Annotated in this window: 16 protein-coding genes; 14 read left to right on the forward strand and 2 right to left on the reverse strand. The window is 33.3% G+C overall.

Annotated elements, in window-relative coordinates:
* Nucleotides 1-80 precede the first annotated feature (80 nt).
* The 10 genes from B0A81_RS08970 to B0A81_RS09015 all read left to right on the forward strand — a co-directional run bounded on the left by B0A81_RS08970 (nt 81) and on the right by B0A81_RS09015 (nt 10,904).
* A complete protein-coding gene (locus B0A81_RS08970; protein ID WP_089057709.1) occupies nt 81-1,214 on the forward strand; it encodes an aspartate aminotransferase family protein in 1,134 nt (377 codons plus the stop codon).
* Nucleotides 1,215-1,303: 89 nt separating this feature from the next.
* Complete coding sequence (locus B0A81_RS08975) at nt 1,304-2,497, forward strand: glutamate-5-semialdehyde dehydrogenase (RefSeq protein ID WP_089057710.1); 1,194 nt, start codon at nt 1,304-1,306, stop codon at nt 2,495-2,497.
* A 99-nt stretch (nt 2,498-2,596) separates the two neighbouring features.
* Nucleotides 2,597-3,358: a glutamate 5-kinase gene (gene proB, locus B0A81_RS08980; RefSeq protein WP_089057711.1), complete on the forward strand. Its 762-nt coding sequence runs from the start codon at nt 2,597-2,599 to the stop codon at nt 3,356-3,358.
* Between the two features lie 108 nt (nt 3,359-3,466).
* Nucleotides 3,467-3,856 carry a GxxExxY protein gene (locus tag B0A81_RS08985; RefSeq protein WP_089057712.1) on the forward strand — a complete coding sequence of 130 codons (390 nt, stop codon included), beginning with the start codon at nt 3,467-3,469 and terminating at the stop codon, nt 3,854-3,856.
* Between the two features lie 86 nt (nt 3,857-3,942).
* Nucleotides 3,943-4,890 (forward strand): N-acetylornithine carbamoyltransferase, encoded by a 948-nt coding sequence (locus B0A81_RS08990; protein WP_089057713.1) that lies wholly within the window; start codon nt 3,943-3,945, stop codon nt 4,888-4,890.
* A gap of 102 nt (nt 4,891-4,992) precedes the next feature.
* Entirely contained in the window at nt 4,993-5,766 is a 774-nt protein-coding gene (argB, locus tag B0A81_RS08995; protein ID WP_089057714.1) for an acetylglutamate kinase, read from the forward strand.
* A 280-nt stretch (nt 5,767-6,046) separates the two neighbouring features.
* Nucleotides 6,047-7,117: a M20 family metallo-hydrolase gene (locus B0A81_RS09000; protein WP_089057715.1), complete on the forward strand. Its 1,071-nt coding sequence runs from the start codon at nt 6,047-6,049 to the stop codon at nt 7,115-7,117.
* A 205-nt stretch (nt 7,118-7,322) separates the two neighbouring features.
* Entirely contained in the window at nt 7,323-8,603 is a 1,281-nt protein-coding gene (gene argH / locus B0A81_RS09005; protein ID WP_089057716.1) for an argininosuccinate lyase, read from the forward strand.
* A gap of 142 nt (nt 8,604-8,745) precedes the next feature.
* Nucleotides 8,746-9,741, forward strand: a complete 996-nt coding sequence (locus tag B0A81_RS09010; RefSeq protein ID WP_089057717.1) for a DUF2157 domain-containing protein — start codon at nt 8,746-8,748, stop codon at nt 9,739-9,741.
* Nucleotides 9,741-10,904, forward strand: a complete 1,164-nt coding sequence (locus B0A81_RS09015) for a hypothetical protein (RefSeq protein WP_089057718.1) — start codon at nt 9,741-9,743, stop codon at nt 10,902-10,904. The genes B0A81_RS09010 and B0A81_RS09015 overlap by 1 nt, the downstream gene beginning before the upstream one ends.
* 96 nt (nt 10,905-11,000) lie before the next feature.
* Here the strand turns inward: B0A81_RS09015 and ytxJ are convergent, their stop codons facing one another.
* The gene (ytxJ, locus tag B0A81_RS09020; protein WP_089057719.1) at nt 11,001-11,390 is read right to left on the reverse strand and encodes a bacillithiol system redox-active protein YtxJ; all 390 of its coding nucleotides are present in this window, start codon (nt 11,388-11,390) and stop codon (nt 11,001-11,003) included.
* Between the two features lie 204 nt (nt 11,391-11,594).
* Here ytxJ and clpB point away from each other — a divergent pair, with 204 nt between their 5' ends.
* The 4 genes from clpB to B0A81_RS09040 all read left to right on the forward strand — a co-directional run bounded on the left by clpB (nt 11,595) and on the right by B0A81_RS09040 (nt 17,306).
* Nucleotides 11,595-14,198, forward strand: coding sequence for an ATP-dependent chaperone ClpB (gene clpB, locus B0A81_RS09025; protein WP_089057720.1), 2,604 nt, complete (start codon nt 11,595-11,597; stop codon nt 14,196-14,198).
* Between the two features lie 386 nt (nt 14,199-14,584).
* Nucleotides 14,585-15,466, forward strand: a complete 882-nt coding sequence (locus B0A81_RS09030) for a DUF808 domain-containing protein (RefSeq protein WP_089057721.1) — start codon at nt 14,585-14,587, stop codon at nt 15,464-15,466.
* Between the two features lie 335 nt (nt 15,467-15,801).
* Nucleotides 15,802-16,212, forward strand: coding sequence for a hypothetical protein (locus B0A81_RS09035; protein ID WP_089057722.1), 411 nt, complete (start codon nt 15,802-15,804; stop codon nt 16,210-16,212).
* Between the two features lie 203 nt (nt 16,213-16,415).
* Nucleotides 16,416-17,306 carry a carbon-nitrogen hydrolase gene (locus B0A81_RS09040; protein ID WP_089057723.1) on the forward strand — a complete coding sequence of 297 codons (891 nt, stop codon included), beginning with the start codon at nt 16,416-16,418 and terminating at the stop codon, nt 17,304-17,306.
* Between the two features lie 397 nt (nt 17,307-17,703).
* Here the strand turns inward: B0A81_RS09040 and B0A81_RS09045 are convergent, their stop codons facing one another.
* Nucleotides 17,704-18,966, reverse strand: a complete 1,263-nt coding sequence (locus B0A81_RS09045; protein ID WP_089057724.1) for an OmpA family protein — start codon at nt 18,964-18,966, stop codon at nt 17,704-17,706.
* Nucleotides 18,967-19,131: the final 165 nt, after the last annotated feature.

Raw genomic sequence — 19,131 nt, forward strand, 5'->3', positions numbered from 1 at the left:
AGTTTCATGTTTTAAGTTCCAAGTTTCACGTTCTGTACGTAACTTGAAACCTGAAACCTGAAACAAAACAAACAAAAAAAATGAACTTATTCAACGTTTACCCATTATACAACATCACTCCAGTAAAAGCAATAGATTGTACAATTATTGACGACAAAGGAGTAGAATATTTAGATTTATACAGCGGACATGGTGTGATTTCTATTGGACACACTCAACCGGATTATGTATCAAAATTGAAGAATCAATTAGACCATTTAGGTTTTTATTCTAATGCAATTCAGAATCCTTTGCAGGTGGAATTGGCTCAGAAATTAGGAAAGCTTTCTGGCCTTGAAGATTACGAATTGTTCTTATGCAGTTCTGGTGCTGAAGCGAATGAAAATGCTTTAAAATTAGCATCTTTTCATAACGGAAAATCGAGAGTTGTCGCTTTTGATAACTCTTTCCACGGAAGAACTTCTGCAGCAGTTGCCGTTACAGATAATAAGAAAATCGTTGCGCCGCTAAATGCACAGCAAGAAGTTACTTTTTTACCACTAAACCAAATTGAATTAGTTGAAGCTGAATTGGCTAAAGGCGATGTTACAGCAGTAATTATCGAAGGAATTCAAGGAGTTGGAGGTTTAGATCAAGGAACAACTGAATTTTTTCAGGCTTTAGAAAAAGCATGTAAGAAACACGATGTTGTTTTGATTTTAGATGAAGTACAATCAGGATATGGAAGAAGCGGAAAATTCTTTGCATTCCAACATCACGGAATCAACGCTGATATTATTTCAGTTGCAAAAGGAATGGGGAACGGATTCCCTGTTGGAGCGATTTTGATTTCTCCAAAATTTGAAGCAAGTTTCGGATTATTAGGAACTACTTTCGGCGGAAGCCATTTATCTTGTGCAGCTTCAATTGCAGTTTTAGATGTAATTGAAAAACTGGATTTACAAAAGAATGTAAATGAAGTTTATGAATATTTCTTAGAAAAAATCAAAGAAGTTGAAGGTATCAAACAAGTAAAAGGAAAAGGCTTAATGCTTGGAGTAGAGTTTGATTTTGATGTAGCTGCTTTAAGAAAGAAATTAATCATTGAAAAACACATTTTTACAGGAAGCGCAAATAATAAAAATCTATTAAGAATTTTACCGCCTTTGACTGTGAAAAAAGCGGATATTGATACGTTTGTAAAAGCTTTAAAAGAAAGTTTAGAAGAACTATAATGTTAATTCGTTTAATTGTTAATTCGTTTAATCGGTTAAACGAATTAACGATTAAACAGTTAAACTAATTAACCAATTAAACCAAAAAAATGAATCCATTATCAATTGAAAAACGCAATCTCGTTTTGCGATCTATGGCAAAGCTGGTCGAGCAGGAGCGGAATCAAATTATCTTGACTAATCAAGAAGATCTTGCTGATTACGACGGCTCAGATTTAGCTATGGAAGAGCGCTTAAAAGTAGATGATAAAAAAGTCGATGAAATGATTTTATCGTTAAACCAATTGGCTTCTCAGGAAGATCCTGTTGGTGTTGAGCGTTTTCATTTTACTCACGATAATGGAATTAGAGTTATTAATAAAACAGCTGCTTTCGGAACGATTTTGATCATTTACGAATCACGTCCTGATGTTACCATCGAAGCCGGTGGAATCGCTTTTAAGTCCGGAAATAAGATTTTATTAAAAGGAGGAAAAGAGTCTCTAAAGTCAAACTTGAAAATCGTAAGTCTTTGGCATCAAGCTTTAGAAGAAAATGAAGTTTCAAAAGACTGGGTAGAATATCTGAATTATAATAGAACAGAAACTCAGGCGTTTTTAGAAAAACCAACTCAAAAAGTTGATTTAATAGTTCCAAGAGGCGGAGAAAAACTAATTGAGTTCGTAAAAGCACATGCAACTTGTCCAGTTATTGTAAGTGGACGCGGAAATAATTTTGTTTACGTTCATGAGAAAGCAGATACGGATTTAGCTTTGAAAGTTATTTTGAATGCAAAGACAGCAAAAATATCGGCCTGTAATGCAGTTGATAAGGTTTTAATAGATTCTAAACTGCCAAATTTTGAAGGTTTTGCAGCAATGTTGATTGAAACCTTGATTGAAGCAAAAGTTGAAGTTATTGTTGATAAGTCTTTAGAGAATTTCGAAAATACGAAAACACTTCAAAATGAAGATATTTGGTATGAAGAATTTCTAGATTATAAAATCGTAATTGGAACAATTGATTCTCAGGAAAATGCAATTGAAAAAATAAATAAATACTGCGGCGGGCATTCTGCTGCTATTATTTCAAGAGATAATGATGCTGCACAGCAATTTATGGAAGCCATAGATGCGGCGGCAGTTTACCAAAATGCTTCAACCCGTTTTACAGACGGCGGACAATTTGGCTTAGGCGGAGAACTTGCAATAAGCACAGATAAGCTGCATCAAAGAGGTCCAATTGGTTTGCAGCATTTGGTTACTAATAAATGGTATGTTTACGGAGAAGGACAGATTAGGTAATTGAAATAATGTGAAAATTGAGGCAATTAGATAATTAGAAAATTCGAAGTGGAAAAACTTAGAATCTTAGCATCTTAGAACCTTAGCACCTTAAAAAAAATGAGCAAAAAAAGGATTTTATTAAAAATAGGAAGTAATACTTTAACCAAGGAAACTAATCATATTTCACGGGGAAAGATTGAAGACCTCGGAATACAGATTGCGGCTCTAAACGATAAATATGAATTTATCATAGTTAGTTCAGGGGCAATTGCAGCTGCAAAACAATTTGTAAAACTGGATAATCAAGATAAAGATGTTTTTGTGAAACAGGCTTTAGCTTCTATTGGACAGCCTCATTTAATGCGGATTTACAATGAAAATTTTAAGGATTTAGGGTTAAATACTTCGCAGTGTTTACTTTCATATTCTGATTTTGAAAAAGAGCAGACCAAAAAGAACATTGTAAATACAATTAATGTATTGGTTAAAAACAATTACATTCCGATTATTAATGAAAATGATACTGTTGCCACAGATGAGATTCGGTTTGGGGATAACGATAAGTTAGCAGCTTTAACCGCGGTTCTTTTAAATGTTGATATTCTGATAATTGCGACCAATACAAACGGAATTTACACCAAAGAATCTATTCATAATGAAGTTCCGGAAACGATTAAATTAGTGACTGATTTAAAAACATTGGAAAAAGAAATCGGAGAATCGAAATCATCGCACGGAACAGGAGGAATGCAATCAAAAATAGAAGCGGCAGGAATATCAAAAGCTGCGAATATTGAAACCTGGATCGTCAACGGATTAAATGATAATTTTATTTTAAAAGCATTAAAAGATGAAATTCCTTTCACTAAAATTCTTTGATATTCAACGCGGATGATACGGATTCGCTATCGCGAAGACGCTGATTAAAACTGATTTTTTTACAGTTGTTTTAATTTTAAGCAGTATATTTCATGCAAATTTTCAATTATGGAATTATTACATCAAGAGCTAACAGAGGCCATTATTAAAACTTTTTACGAGGTTTATAATGAATTAGGATATGGTTTTTTAGAAAGAGTTTACCAGAATTCTATGTATTTAGAGCTAAAGAATAAAGGTCTGTATGTGGAAGCTCAAAGAAAAATTAAAGTTTACTATAAAGGAATAGAAGTTGGAGAATATTACGCAGATTTGATTGTGGAAGATTTAATAATATTAGAATTGAAAGCGGCTAATTGTATAGTGATAGAATTTGAGAATCAAATTTTGAATTATTTAAAAGGCACAAATTGTGAAGTCGGTTTACTTCTAAATTTTGGAACTAAACCAGAATTTAGACGAAAAATATTTGAGAATACTAGGAAAATAAGAATATAAAAAATCCGCGTTAATCTGCGTCTTCGCGATAGCGAATTAGTAAAATCCGCGTTTAATTTTTTAGAAACCAATAAGAAAACAATAAGATGAATTATATTTCAATAAAAGATATCGACTCATTATCAAAATGGGTTAAAAGTGCGATCAAAATAAAAAAGGATCCGCTTAAAAATAAAAAATTAGGTAAAAACAAAACTCTGGGAATGTTATTCTTCAATCCGAGTTTAAGAACGCGTTTGAGTACTCAAAAAGCGGCTTTAAATCTAGGAATGAACGTTATGGTAATGAATTTTACCAACGAAGGATGGACATTAGAATTTGAAGACGGCGCAGTTATGAATTCTGGTGCTTCAGAGCACATTAAAGAAGCGGCAGAAGTAGTTTCTCAATATTGTGATATTATTGCAATCCGTGCTTTTGCAGGATTAATTGATAAAGAAAAAGATTATCAAGAAACTGTAATTTCAGGATTTTTGAAATATGCTACCGTGCCAATTGTGAATATGGAAAGTGCAGTTCGTCACCCGTTACAATCTTTGGCAGATGCTATTACAATGGAAGAACACAAAACGAAACACAAACCAAAAGTGGTTCTTTCTTGGGCACCGCATCCAAAAGCTTTGCCTCAGGCAGTGGCTAATTCTTTCGTAGAAATGATGCAGATGCAAAAAGATATGGATTTTGTAATCACACATCCTGAAGGTTATGAATTAAGTCCTGAAATCACACAAGACTGCAAAATAGAATACGATCAAAACAAAGCTTTTGAGAATGCTGATTTCGTTTACGTGAAAAACTGGAGTAACTTCAACGATTACGGAAAAGTAACCAACAGCGATTCAAATTGGACTGTAACAGCCGAAAAAATGGCTTTAACCAATAACGGAAAGTTTATGCATTGTCTTCCGGTTCGTCGTAACGTAATTGTAAGCGATGAAGTTCTAGACGGAGAAAGTTCAATCGTAATTGAACAGGCAAATAACAGAACGTATTCAGCACAATTAGTTTTACAGAAGATTCTTAAGAAATTGTAAATTTAGGTACAAAGGTACAAAGCAACAAAGGTTCAAAGGTTTTAAAAACCGTAACAAAACCTCTGTTCCTCTGAACCTCTGTCTCTTTGAACCTTAAAAGAAATGAACGTATCAGTAATAAAAATAGGTGGAAACATCATTGATAATCCAGCAGAATTAGAACAATTCTTAGCCGATTTTTCTAAAATTGAAGGCTATAAAGTTTTAGTTCACGGTGGTGGAAAATCGGCTACAAAAATGGCGCAGAGTATTGGTTTGGTTCCGCAGATGATTGACGGACGCCGAATCACTGATGCTCCGATGCTTGATGTCGTGGTCATGATTTACGCAGGGCAAATCAACAAACATATTGTTGCTCAATTGCAGGCAAAAGACAATAACGCAGTTGGTTTTTCTGGAGCCGATGGAAATTTAATTCAATCCGTAAAAAGAAATCATCCAACTATTGATTATGGATTTGTAGGCGATGTAAAACAAGTTAATACCAAATTACTGGCGACTTTATTGGAAGCTGGAATTGTACCTGTTTTCTGTGCAATCACACACGACAAAAACGGACAATTACTAAATACAAATGCTGATACTATTGCAAGTGAATTATCGATCGCTTTATCTGAAGTTTTTGATGTTACACTCACGTATTGTTTTGAAAAACAAGGTGTTTTACAAGATTCAGAAGACGATTCTTCGGTTATAACAGAAATCAACGAAGCATTATATAATAGACTAAAAGAAGAAAAAGTAATCCATTCTGGAATGATTCCAAAATTGGACAATTGCTTCAATAGTTTATCAAGAGGTGTACAGAAAATCAAAATTGGGCATCACAAAATGCTCCAAAATCCAGATGTTCTGCATACAACCATTACATTATAAAACGTATTGCTACGAATTACACAAATTGACATTAATTTTTTCTGTTAAAAGAGAAAATAATTTTATAAGTACAGTAAAAAGTTTATTTTGATTTTAATTCTGTGACAAAAAGATAATTTGTGAAAATTCGTGCAATTAGTGGCAAAAAAACATGACTGCGCAGTGCTTTTAAAATTTAATTTAAGAAATTTGCGCAAATTAAAAATGTCACGATTTAATTAAAAAAACTTTGTGACTTCGTCCTGATAGCTATCGGGATCGTGGCAAAGAAACCATAACTATGAAAAATATTGCAACGCTTACTCAAGAAGCAATTAGTTTATTAAAAAGTCTTATCGAAACCCCTTCATTTTCAAGTGAAGAAGATCAAACGGCACTTTTAATCGAAAATTGGTTCAATCAAAACGAGATTCCTTTCAAAAGAGAAAACAATAATGTGTGGGCTTTCAACAAATACTTCGACGAAAAGAAGCCGACACTTTTACTAAATTCACATCACGATACTGTACGACCAAACCAAGCTTATACAAACGATCCATTTAAAGCCATTGAAAAAGACGGAAAATTATTTGGTTTAGGAAGCAACGACGCAGGCGGTTGTCTGGTTTCATTACTGGCAACATTTGTGCATTTTTACGAAAATCAAAACTTATCGCATAATATCGTAATTGTGGCTTCGGCCGAGGAAGAAAGCAGCGGAAAAAATGGATTAAACAGCGTTTTGAAAAGTTTACCAGAATTAGATTGCGCCATTGTTGGAGAACCAACTTTAATGCAATTAGCAGTTGCCGAAAAAGGTTTATTAGTTCTTGATGTAAAAGTAAAAGGAACCGCAAGCCACGCCGCACATCAAAACGACGATAATGCTTTATACAAATCAATTCCGGTAATGGAATGGTTTAAAAACTATAAATTCGACAAAATCTCAGATGTTTTAGGCCCTGTAAAAATGACCGTAACACAGATTAATGCAGGAAAGCAACATAATGTAGTGCCTTCAGAATGTGATTTAGTAGTTGATATTCGCGTAACAGATCGTTATACAAACGCAGAAATTCTTGAAGTGGTAAAAACAAATGTAAACGCCGAAGTAACACCAAGATCCATGCATTTAAACGCATCTTCTATTCCAGTTGCGCACGGTTTAGTTCAGGCAGGGATTGCTTTAGGAAGAACAACATACGGTTCGCCAACTCTTTCAGATCAGTCAGTTTTAAGCTGTCAGTCTTTAAAATTAGGACCAGGAGAAACATTGCGTTCACATTCAGCAGACGAATTTATTTTTGTAAATGAAATTGAAGAAGGAGTCGACTTGTATATCAAAATACTAACAGATTTCTTTAAATTATAAAGAATCCTGAGCGTAGTCGAAGGATTAGGAGCTAATCCCGCTATCCGTTCCAATCTTTTGTATCCGCCGCGGCGGACACAAAAGGATTTCCACTACTATCGGGGCTAGGGCATTCGGAAACTAAGAAAGAAACGAAAAAAAAGAAACTTTGTGAATCTCTGAGCATACTTTGAGTATCTCTGTGAAACAAAAAAACATACATCTTATGAAACTTTGGGAAAAAGGAATACCAACAGATAAACAAATCGAACAATTCACCGTTGGAAACGATCGTGAACTCGATTTGGTTTTAGCAAAATACGATGCTTTAGGTTCTATTGCACATGCCAAAATGTTAGGACAGATTGGTTTGCTAACTGCAGAAGAAACAACTTCTTTAGTTGAAGCTTTAAACGAAATCATCGCAGATATCGCAGTTGGAAATTTCGAAATCGAAGACAGTTTCGAAGACGTACATTCTAAAATCGAATATCTTCTAACAGTAAAACTAGGCGATGCTGGAAAAAAAATCCACACCGCACGTTCTCGTAACGATCAAGTTTTGGTAGATGTTCATTTGTATTTAAAAGACGAATTAAAAGCGATAAAAGAGCAAGTAAAAACATTGTTTGACTTGTTGATGGAATCAGCAGAGAAACATCAAAATGTATTATTGCCAGGTTATACGCATTTACAAATCGCAATGCCATCATCATTCGGAATGTGGTTTTCTGCTTATGCCGAAAGCTTAATTGATGATGTTACGATGTTGAACGCAGCTTCAAAAATTGTAGACCAGAATCCGTTAGGATCTGCTGCAGGTTACGGAAGCTCGTTCCCAATCAATAGAACATTTACAACGCAGGAATTAGGTTTTGAAACCTTGAAATACAATGCCGTTGCTGCGCAAATGAGCCGCGGAAAAGCAGAAAAAACAGTTGCTTTTGCTATGACAAGCGTTGCAGGAACATTATCAAAGTTTGCTATGGATGTTTGTTTGTATATGAGTCAAAACTTTGACTTTATTGGTCTTCCGGCGCATCTTACAACAGGTTCAAGCATTATGCCTCATAAAAAGAATCCTGATGTTTTCGAATTAATCAGAGGAAAATGCAATAAGATTCAGGCGCTTCCATACGAAATTACTTTAATTACCAATAATCTTCCAAGTGGTTATCACAGAGATTTACAGCTTTTAAAAGAAGGATTGTTTCCTGCAATTCAAACTTTAAAATCTTGTTTAGATATTGCTATTTTCTCTATAAAAGACATTACTGTAAAAGATCATATTTTAGAAGATAAAAAATACGATTACTTGTTTACTGTCGATACATTAAATGAAATGGTTGTAGAAGGAATGCCTTTTAGAGACGCTTACAAAGCTGTTGCCGAACAATTGGAAGCAGGAACGTATAAATCTCCAAAAGAGACCAAACACACACACGAAGGAAGCATTAATAATTTATGTTTAGATGCGATTAAAGATAAAATGAAAAATGCTTTTTAAAAGAGCTTCTTTCAAAATAATAGAACCGATTTGTAAAACTTACAAATCGGTTTTTTTTATGCAGCAAAATATATTTTTGAAATTTAAGAAATTTCGACCTAATTCTTTAAATTTGAGAATCTATTATTTTTAAATTAAAGATATGACGCGATTTGATGAACAGGCTGCTCAAGCTCTTTTTGAGAAAAATCTAATTACTGAGAATCAGTTTCAGGAGATTAATAAATATCGAAGTTTGAAAATATTTTCTCTAAATGCAGAGTTAAAATTATTACTCTATTTTTCGGTTTTGCTTTTTACTTCTGGAATTGGAATTTTGATTTATAATAATATTGATACTATTGGGCATATTGCTCTTCTTTCGATCTTGCTCATAATTATAGCAGGTTGTTTTTATTACTGTTTTAAAAATTCAAAAGGTTTTCAAAAAACAGAAACTACTTTTGATAATCCTGTTTTAGAGTATTTGGTTCTATTGGCGAATATTTTGACTTGCATTTTTATTGGATATCTTCAGTTTCAATATAAAACTTTCGGAACACATTATGGTTTGGCAACTTTAGTACCAACGATTGTCAGCTTTGTTTGTGCTTATTATTTTGATAATAAAAGTGTTTTAACGATTGCAGTGACTGGTTTAGCTGCTTACGTAGGGCTTTCGGTAACACCGCAGGATATTTTTAATGAGAATAATAGTTTCTATGACAATCAAACCTTAAGTTATTCGGCAATTATGCTTGGAGTTCTGCTTATTCTATGGACAGTTTATAGCTTTAGAATCAGTTTAAAAACTCATTTTGCTATAATTTATCAAACATTTGCTTTGCATATTATTGCAATTGCTTCAATAAGTAATTTAGTTAATCACGAATTTTTCTGGATGATTTTTGCCTGTATTTTGGCAGCTTCATCGTATTATTTTTATAAAGTCAGTCATGATTTAAAAGCAATGTCATTGTATGTTTTTATGATTGTTTACGCTTATATCGGATTAAATATTGTCTTATTTAGAATTTTTGAACACATAGATTTTTCAGACATTTGGGAACTTTTTATTTTTCTTTTGCCGGCCTATTTTATTGGTTCAATTGTACTATTTATAAAACTGATTAAAAACTTCCATAAAGAAATAGCCTAATGATACTACACGACAAAAATCTATTGAATAATTTAGCTCTAGTTGAAGAAGCGGAAACTTTGGAAAGCGGAGGTTTTATTAGTAAAGAGCAAAAAAAGATAATTAAGAATGTATTACCGGCATTTAGAAGTCAAAGTAATATTTTGGTTCGATTAGGATTTTTTCTATTAGGATCATTCTTGTACTCGTCGATTTGCGGCGCCATTTCATTAATTGGGCTCAGCGGTGAAGATTTCTATTTTAAAATTTGCTGTTATCTTTTTGCAGGAGTTGGTATCGCAGGAGCAGAACTTTTGGGTAATCAAAATTATTACAGACATGGTTTAGATGATGCTTTTATTTTAGGAATTCCTTTAAATATTGGTTTTGCAGTCGCAATCAGCACAGAAGGGCAAGAGATTAGTATTGCTGTTTTTGTTGCTATTGCTTCATATTTAACCTATAGAAGATACTTGCACCCACTTTCTATGCTGGTTTTTTGTTTCGCAAGTACCGCCGTTTTATTTTATGGAATGTTTGAAATTGGCGATATTGGAAAAACAATCTTACCTTTTGTTACAATGTTAGTTTCGGCTGGTTTTTATTTCTTAACTAAAGGAAAAATAAAAAATCTAACCGAAGTTTATTTTCGTGATGGACTCACCTTAGCAAACAGTTTTTGTCTGATTCTATTTTATCTTTCTTGTAATTATTTAGTTGTAAGAGAGCTTTCTTTTGAGCTTTTAGGAGTAGATGTTCTTCCTGGTCAAGATATTCCGTTTGCTTTCTTCTTTTATGCCTTTACTTTTATAGTGCCAATTGTTTACTTGGTTCAAGCTTTGAGAACAAGAGACAGAATCATGCTTTGGATTAGCTTTGCGGCAATAGGATTTTCTATTTTTACGATTCGATTCTATTACTCTGTTTTGCCAATCGAAGTGGCATTAACACTTGGCGGATTAGTGATGTTTGCAATAGCGTATTTATCTATTCAAAAGTTGAAAAATAAAGAAGAAGGATTAACTTTTAAACCAGACAGGATAAATAATTCTAATGCAATTTTAAATGCCGAAGCTTTAATTGTGGCTTCAACTTTTGGTATGAAACCAGAAGTAAAAACAGATTCTCCTATGGATTTTGGCGGCGGCGGATTTAGCGGCGGTGGATCTGGTGAAAGTTTTTAATTGTGTTATTTGTTAAATGTAAAAAGTGAAATGTGAGATGTAACAATAAGTTTGCATCTCACATTTCACTTTTTACAAAAATCATTTCACATCAATTTATACTTTACTTTTCAATGCTTCAGCATCAATATCGCTGTGCGAAACATCATAAACGGCTTTTCCATTTTTGATTAAAATCAATTGTGGAGATTCGTGATAAACACCAAATTTGCTTGCAATTTCATTCGATATATCACGATGTGCAATTAAATCTAGAAAATAAGCATCGACTACATTTTCAAGATCAAAATCTCTTTCAAATTGTTTCAGTGCCATACGGCTGATGCTGCATCTTGTGCTATGCTTAAAAATAACTACTGGTTTTTCATTTGAGATCGCTTCGATCTCCATTAACTGAAGAATATCTGTTAATTCTGTCCAGTTTACTTTGCTTTTTGGAGCTTCTGAGTTCTCTGAACTTCCGAAGATTGAATTTAAAAAACTCATATTTGACTTGTTTTATGACTTTTTGACATTTAAAATGAGCAATTTAGTTATTTTTCATGTCGTTTTGTCTGCTTTTTTACTATGGAATATAATTTGTTTGTTAAAATGCAAAGTTAAATTATTTAGGTTAAAAATGTAACTTAATAAATTGTAACTTTAATCCTATTGAAAATCAAGCAAATAAATCAATCAAATCGAAAAAATATGAACATAAACAAGTTTACAATTAAATCGCAGGAAGCCATTCAGCTGTCACAACAGTTGGCACAACGAAATGGTCAGCAGCAAATAGAAAACGAACACATTTTTAAAGCTATTTTTGAAGTAGATGAAAATGTTGCACCGTTTATTTTGAAAAAACTCAATGTAAATGTGCCGTTGTTTTTACAAATATTAGACAGCACAATTGAAAGCTTTCCAAAAGTTTCAGGAGGCGATATTCTGCTTTCAAGAGACGCAAACAAAGCTTTGAATGAAGCCGAAATTATAGCACAAAAAATGAACGATGAATATGTTTCGATCGAGCATTTAATTTTAGCTATTTTCGACTCTAAAAGCAAAGTTTCACAAATTTTAAAAGATCAAGGCGTTACAGGAAAAGGCTTAAAAGCTGCTATCGAAGAACTTCGAAAAGGTGAAAGGGTAACATCAGCATCTGCCGAAGAAACTTATAATTCATTAAATAAATACGCAAAAAACTTAAACGAATTAGCTCGTACAGGAAAATTAGATCCAGTTATTGGGCGTGATGAAGAAATTCGACGCGTATTGCAGATTCTAACTCGTAGAACAAAAAACAATCCAATGTTAATTGGTGAACCAGGAGTTGGTAAAACTGCAATTGCAGAAGGTTTAGCGCACAGAATTGTTGATGGAGATGTTCCTGAAAACTTAAAAGATAAAATCGTTTTCTCATTAGATATGGGAGCTTTGATTGCAGGAGCTAAGTTTAAAGGAGAATTTGAAGAACGTTTAAAATCGGTAGTAAAAGAAGTTACATCTGCCGAGGGTGATATTGTTTTATTTATTGATGAGATTCATACACTTGTAGGTGCGGGTGGAGGAGAAGGCGCAATGGATGCGGCTAATATCTTGAAACCAGCCTTGGCTCGTGGTGAGTTAAGAGCCATTGGAGCAACTACTTTAGATGAATATCAAAAGTATTTTGAAAAAGATAAAGCTTTAGAAAGACGTTTCCAAAAGGTATTAATTGATGAGCCAGATACCGAAAGTGCAGTTTCAATTTTACGTGGTATTAAAGAAAAGTACGAAACGCATCATAAAGTTCAAATTAAAGACGAAGCTATTATTGCGGCTGTTGAACTTTCGCAGCGTTATATTACAAACCGTTTCTTACCAGATAAAGCTATTGACTTAATGGACGAAGCTGCTTCAAAACTGCGTATGGAAATCAATTCAAAACCTGAGGAATTAGATGTTTTAGATCGTAAAATTATGCAGCTTGAAATCGAAATTGAAGCGATAAAACGTGAGAAAGAAGAAAGTAAGCTGAAAATCCTTCGCATGGATTTAGCAAATCTGAAAGAAGAACGTAACGAGATCTATGCTAGATGGAAATCTGAAAAGGATATTGTAGACGGAATTCAGGCTGTAAAATTAGAAATTGAAGATTTTAAATATGAAGCTGAACGTGCTGAACGTGACGGTGACTATGGAAAAGTAGCTGAAATACGTTACGGAAAAATAAAAGAAGCACAAGAACGTCTTGAAGCATTGCAAAAACAACTGCAAGAATTTCAGTCAGGAACTTCTTTAATTAAAGAAGAAGTAACAAGAGAAGATATTGCCGAAGTAGTAGCAAAATGGACAGGTATTCCTGTAATGAAAATGCTTCAGACTGAAAGAGAGAAACTTTTACATCTTGAAGACGAGTTGCACAAACGTGTTGTAGGACAAGAAGAGGCAATTGAAGCAGTAAGTGATGCTGTTCGCAGAAGTCGTGCAGGCTTGCAAGATTTGAAAAAACCTGTTGGTACATTCTTATTTTTAGGAACTACCGGTGTTGGTAAAACAGAACTTGCAAAAGCGTTGGCTGAATATCTTTTTGATGATGAAAATGCTATGACTCGTATCGATATGAGTGAGTATCAAGAACGTCACAGTGTGAGCCGTTTGGTTGGTGCACCTCCAGGATATGTAGGTTATGATGAAGGTGGTCAGTTAACAGAAGCTGTTCGCAGGAAACCATATTCTGTAGTTTTATTAGACGAGATAGAGAAAGCGCATCCAGATACTTTCAATATTTTATTGCAAGTTTTAGATGAAGGTCGATTGACGGATAATAAAGGTCGTCTTGCCGATTTTAAAAACACAATTATTATCATGACTTCTAACATGGGAAGCCAGATTATACAAGAAAAGTTTGAGAATCTAAAAGGAAGTATTGAAGATACTACTGAAGCTGCTAAAGTTGAAGTTTTAGGCTTATTGAAACAAACAGTTCGTCCGGAATTTATAAACCGTATTGATGAAATTGTATTGTTTACGCCATTGACAGTTGATAATATTTCGAAAATTGTAGGTTTGCAGCTTAAGAGTGTTACAAAAATGCTTGCTTTGCAAGGTATCACAATGGATGCTACGCCAGAAGCTGTTGCTTACTTATCTGAAAAAGGATATGATCCTCAGTTTGGTGCAAGACCAGTGAAACGTATTGTTCAGAGAGAAGTGCTGAACCAGTTGTCAAAAGAAATCTTGGCAAACAATATTACAACAGACAGTATTATTTTAATTGATGCTTTCGATGGAAAATTGGTTTTCAGAAACCAAACCCACGAAGTAAAATAATTTAGTAGTTGAAAATAATGAAGAGATGCGCATATTTGCATCTTTTTACTCACCAGAAAAACACCAGCAGAAATGCTGGTGTTTTTTTTTATGTCCATAAAATAATGAAACTTTTTTTATAAGTAATGTAAGTCAATCTCATGATTAATTCTCAAATTTACAGTAGTTTAAAAATAAAAGACATGAATAATATAGTTAGAGGATTAATTGCAGGTTATGGTGCTAAGAAATTAGGATGCGGTTGTTTTAGCACTGTGTTTATTTTTATAATTATTTGGGTGCTGTTAGGACAGTGCAGTTAGGAATTAATTGTGATTTTACATCATTAAGATTAGCATAAAAAGTCTTAGATTCGCACAACTAAATTTAAACAAAAACAAATATCAATGGCATCAGGTTTTTTCGTATTACTAGACGATATTGCAGCAATTATGGATGATGTAGCCGTAATGAGTAAAGTTGCAGCAAAGAAAACAGCAGGAATTTTAGGCGATGATTTAGCTGTAAATGCAGAGAAAGCATCGGGATTTGCTTCTTCAAGAGAACTTCCTGTATTGTGGGCAATCAGTAAAGGTTCACTTCTTAATAAAATTATCATTTTGCCAATTGCATTTTTGTTAAGTGCATTTTTTCCTATTGCAATCATTGTAATTCTTGTTCTAGGCGGACTTTTCTTAGCTTATGAAGGTGCAGAGAAAATTTACGAATTTATTTTTCCTCACAGTCATGAAGAATCTGAAGGAATTACAGAAGAAACTTTTACAGAAGAACAAATTTTAGAAGCCGAAAAAGGAAAAATAAAATCAGCAATCGTAACCGATTTTATTCTATCAGTTGAAATCGTAATTATTGCACTTGGAACTGTTATAGGAAAACCAATTTCACAGCAAATCGCTGTAACGTCAATAATCGCTTTGGTAGCGACAATTGGAGTTTATGGTATTGTTGCTCTTATCGTTAGAATGGATGAAGCTGGCTATAAACTGATCAAATTTAGCAAAGGAGAAAAAAGTATATCAAACTTCATTGGAAATCTTTTAGTAAAAGGACTTCCATTAGTAATCAAGAGTTTAACCGTAATTGGTACAATAGCCTTGCTATTAGTTGCCGGCGGTATCTTTGTACACTATATTCCATATTTTCACCATTTATCAGAAACAATAAATATCCCAACAATTATAAAAGAGTTTGTAATTGGACTTGCTTTAGGACTTGTTGTTTTAGGTGTTGTGAATCTTTTCAAAATGATATTTAAAAAGAAGAAATAAAATTTAGATTAGTTATCATAAAAAACATCAGTCGAAAGGCTGATGTTTTTTTTTTTGAAGCAGTTCTAAGTTTCATTCCAGACCATTTGTCCCGTTATCCACTGTATCTTTTCAGCCGCTAAAAAGCGGATAAAAAGGATGCCGTTTCTACCGGGGCTATATGAGATATTTAGCTTTTTATTAGAAAATCTCATTATTTTTCAAAAAAATATTCCAAAATAAATACTTGATTACTAGTGTGTTATTTTGTTGGTGCGTTTTTTAACATTTTATAAAAGCAACCATCTCAATTTTGAGACATCTTCATAGTAATTAACAATTAATTATTATTTTATATGAAAAGTATTAGATTAACATCAACATTAGTAGTATTATTTTTAACAACTGCATTTGTTTCATGTAGTAACGATGACGATAAAGCAACAGCTCCAGAAAAAACAAAAGCGGCATTTGCAACAGAAATTAAAGGACCAGAAACTGGAAAAGTAAATGAAGAATTAAGTTATGATGTAACTTATCTTATCGATAATGCTTGTGGTGAATTTGTAAAAATTTCTGAAACAACTATTGGTGAAGTAAAAGGTTTGCAGATAGATGTAAAATACCCAACAGGAGTTTGTACACTACAAGTTCCAGAACCAAAGAAAACTGTTTATAAATTTAAATCTACCGCAAAAGGAACTTTTGAAATTAAATTCAAAAAATCTGAAACTGAATTCCTGACTCAAAAAGTGGTTATTGAATAGTTTCTTATAAGAAAAATAGGTTGAGAAGCCATTTTGCAGAGATTTAATTTTTTTAAGTTGATGTGAAATGGTTTTCTTTTAAAATAAACTTTACAAAGTTTCTAATTTTAGAAAAGTTTGATTGTAGTTTTCTAGAAACGCCCGATACGCTTGGTTTGTCATTCCTCTAAAATTTACTATTTTTGCACTCTAAATTTTATGTCATGCCGAAAAGAAAGTATAAAATAGCGGTTATTCAATTAAATTTGAATGACGTAGCCGAAAATAATCTTAAAAAATGTATCAGCTGGGTAAGAGATGCTGCTGGAAAAGGAGCAGAGGTTATCTTGCTTCCAGAATTATATAGCAGTCATTATTTCTGCCAAAGCGAAGATGTAGATAATTTTGCATTAGCAGAACCACTTTACAGCACTTCATTTATTGCTTTTAGCGCATTGGCAAAAGAGTTGGGAGTAGTTATTATCGTTCCATTCTTCGAAAAAAGAATGGCTGGTATTTACCACAATAGTGCTTATATTATTGATACTGATGGAACAGAAGCTGGTTTGTACCGTAAAATGCACATTCCAGACGATCCGCATTTTTATGAGAAATTCTACTTTACACCTGGAGACTTAGGTTTTCAAGCAATTGAAACTAAAAAAGGAACTGTAGGAACTTTAATCTGTTGGGATCAATGGTATCCAGAAGCAGCACGTATTACAGCTTTAAAAGGAGCAGAAGTTTTATTTTATCCAACTGCAATCGGTTGGCATCCAAAAGAAAAAGAACAATATGGTGAAAACCAATATGGCGCTTGGATGAATGTAATGAAAGGTCATGCAGTTGCAAATGGTGTTTTTGTTGCGGCAGCAAATAGAATTGGCCTTGAAAAGTACATTGAAGGAACAGAAGGAATTCAGTTTTGGGGAGCATCGTTCATTGCTGGCCCTCAAGGTGAAATTCTAGCGCAGGCTTCTCACGATCAAGAAGAAATTCTAATTGCCGAAGTTGATTTAGATTTACAAGAAAATGTTCGTCAAAACTGGCCATTTTTTAGAGATAGAAGAATTGATGCTTTCGGAGATATTACAAAAAGAGCAATAGATAGATAATTAGATTTATCATAAATATAAAAAGGGCAAAATAATATTATTTTGCCCTTTTTTAAGCTTCAGAGAAGCGAAATATTTATAGCAAAGAATGAATGGTTACAATATAAAGCTCCAGCGGAGTGACATCTTTTTTAAACCTAACAAATGTCGCTCCGCTGGAGCTTTTTTTATTTGTCTTATTGATATACTATAAATATTTAGCTCCGCTGGAGCTTTATAGTGCAAATGTATATCCTTTGCTATAACTATTTACTCCTGTGGAGCTTAATTGAATTGTGCATTCAATTAACAAAAATTTGCTATGAAAAGCTTCGTAAGGAGTTCTTCTAAAATAATAAAAAGGAGCTGTATCAAAAATGATACAGCTCCTTTTTTTATTTTTAGCTTTATAGGTAAATTACTTTACTTGGAAAGTAACTCTTCTCACGATTTGACGTGCTTCTTTTGATTTTTTATTTACAGAAGTGTCTTCACCATTACCAATTACATTTAATCTTGAAGCATCAATACCAGCGTTAATAACTACTTTTTTGACAGCTTCAGCTCTTTTTTGAGACAATGATTGATTGTAACTTGTGTTTCCAATCTCGTCAGCATAACCAATAATATCAGCTGATTTTCCTGGATTATTTTTTAGATATTTAACTAAGAAATCAACACCAGATAATGAAGCGTTTGTAGGTTTAGACGAATTAAAGTCAAAGTAAACATTTACATAACCACCGTTAATTAATTCTTCAACAGTATTATTAGTTGCAGTTCCATTGCCTTTCTTTTCGTAAGTTTTGTCTAAGTAACTTTCCATTTCATCAGGTACTCCATTTTGATTTGTATCAATTGACTGTCCTTTTGTGTTTACCGCAACACCAGCAATAGAATTTGGCTCTAAATCGTATAAATCAGCAACACCATCTTTGTCCGTGTCCAAAAGACCGCTTTCTATCAAGTCCACTCTTTTTTCCAATTTTCCGTATCGATCTTCTTCGCTTACCCAGTCTGCATGTTTTTCATTTTTACCTAAGTAAAACGTCAGACCTACAGAGGCATTTAATAAAACACCGTCAAAAGATCCAGTTGTAGTATTGCCCATTCCGTCAAAATTCCAATTTTGTCTTCCGTTTACAATTCCAGTAAGATCACCAGTTAAAGCAACTCTGTTACTTACTTTAATTTGTCCTGTTAAACCAATAATTCCGTGCGCCATATAATCTTGACCGCCAAAACCAGTTTCAGTGCTTATTTGCGAAACACCAAATCCACCATGAGCTAAGATTCCGATAGTATTAGTCCAGGTTTCAAAATTTAAAGCTCGTCCAATATTTACAACACCTTGTAAACTTGTTCTAACATATCTGCTTTCAAAATTCGGAGTATTGTCACGTTCTGTAAACTGATCGTATCCAACATCAAGTTTAACACCAAATTTTGGACTAAACATATATCGAACGCCTAAATCAGCATGAAATGGGTTCAAAGTTGATGTAGAATAACCAGAAGTCATTGTTCGTGTTGGTTTATTAACACCGCCATTAAGTTCGATAGACCATTTGTTATAAGCAGGTTGATCAACAGTTGACTGCGCAGAGGTCGTTGCCATATTTTGAGCACTTGCAGCAAATGCTAAGAATAAAAGTGATAAGGAAGCTAATTTCTTTTTCATGATATCAAAAATTTAGTTGTTTTTATTATTAAACTCCTGACAAAATTATGCTTCATGTTTTAGATTGTGTTCTATTAGGTCTTACATAATTCCCATATTTTGGCATTTAATTATGTAAATTAGTTAATAAAAACTCAATTTTTGATAAAAAAAGAGGGTAAAATT

Source organism: Flavobacterium plurextorum, from assembly GCF_002217395.1.
GTDB classification, from domain to species: Bacteria; Bacteroidota; Bacteroidia; order Flavobacteriales; family Flavobacteriaceae; genus Flavobacterium; species Flavobacterium plurextorum.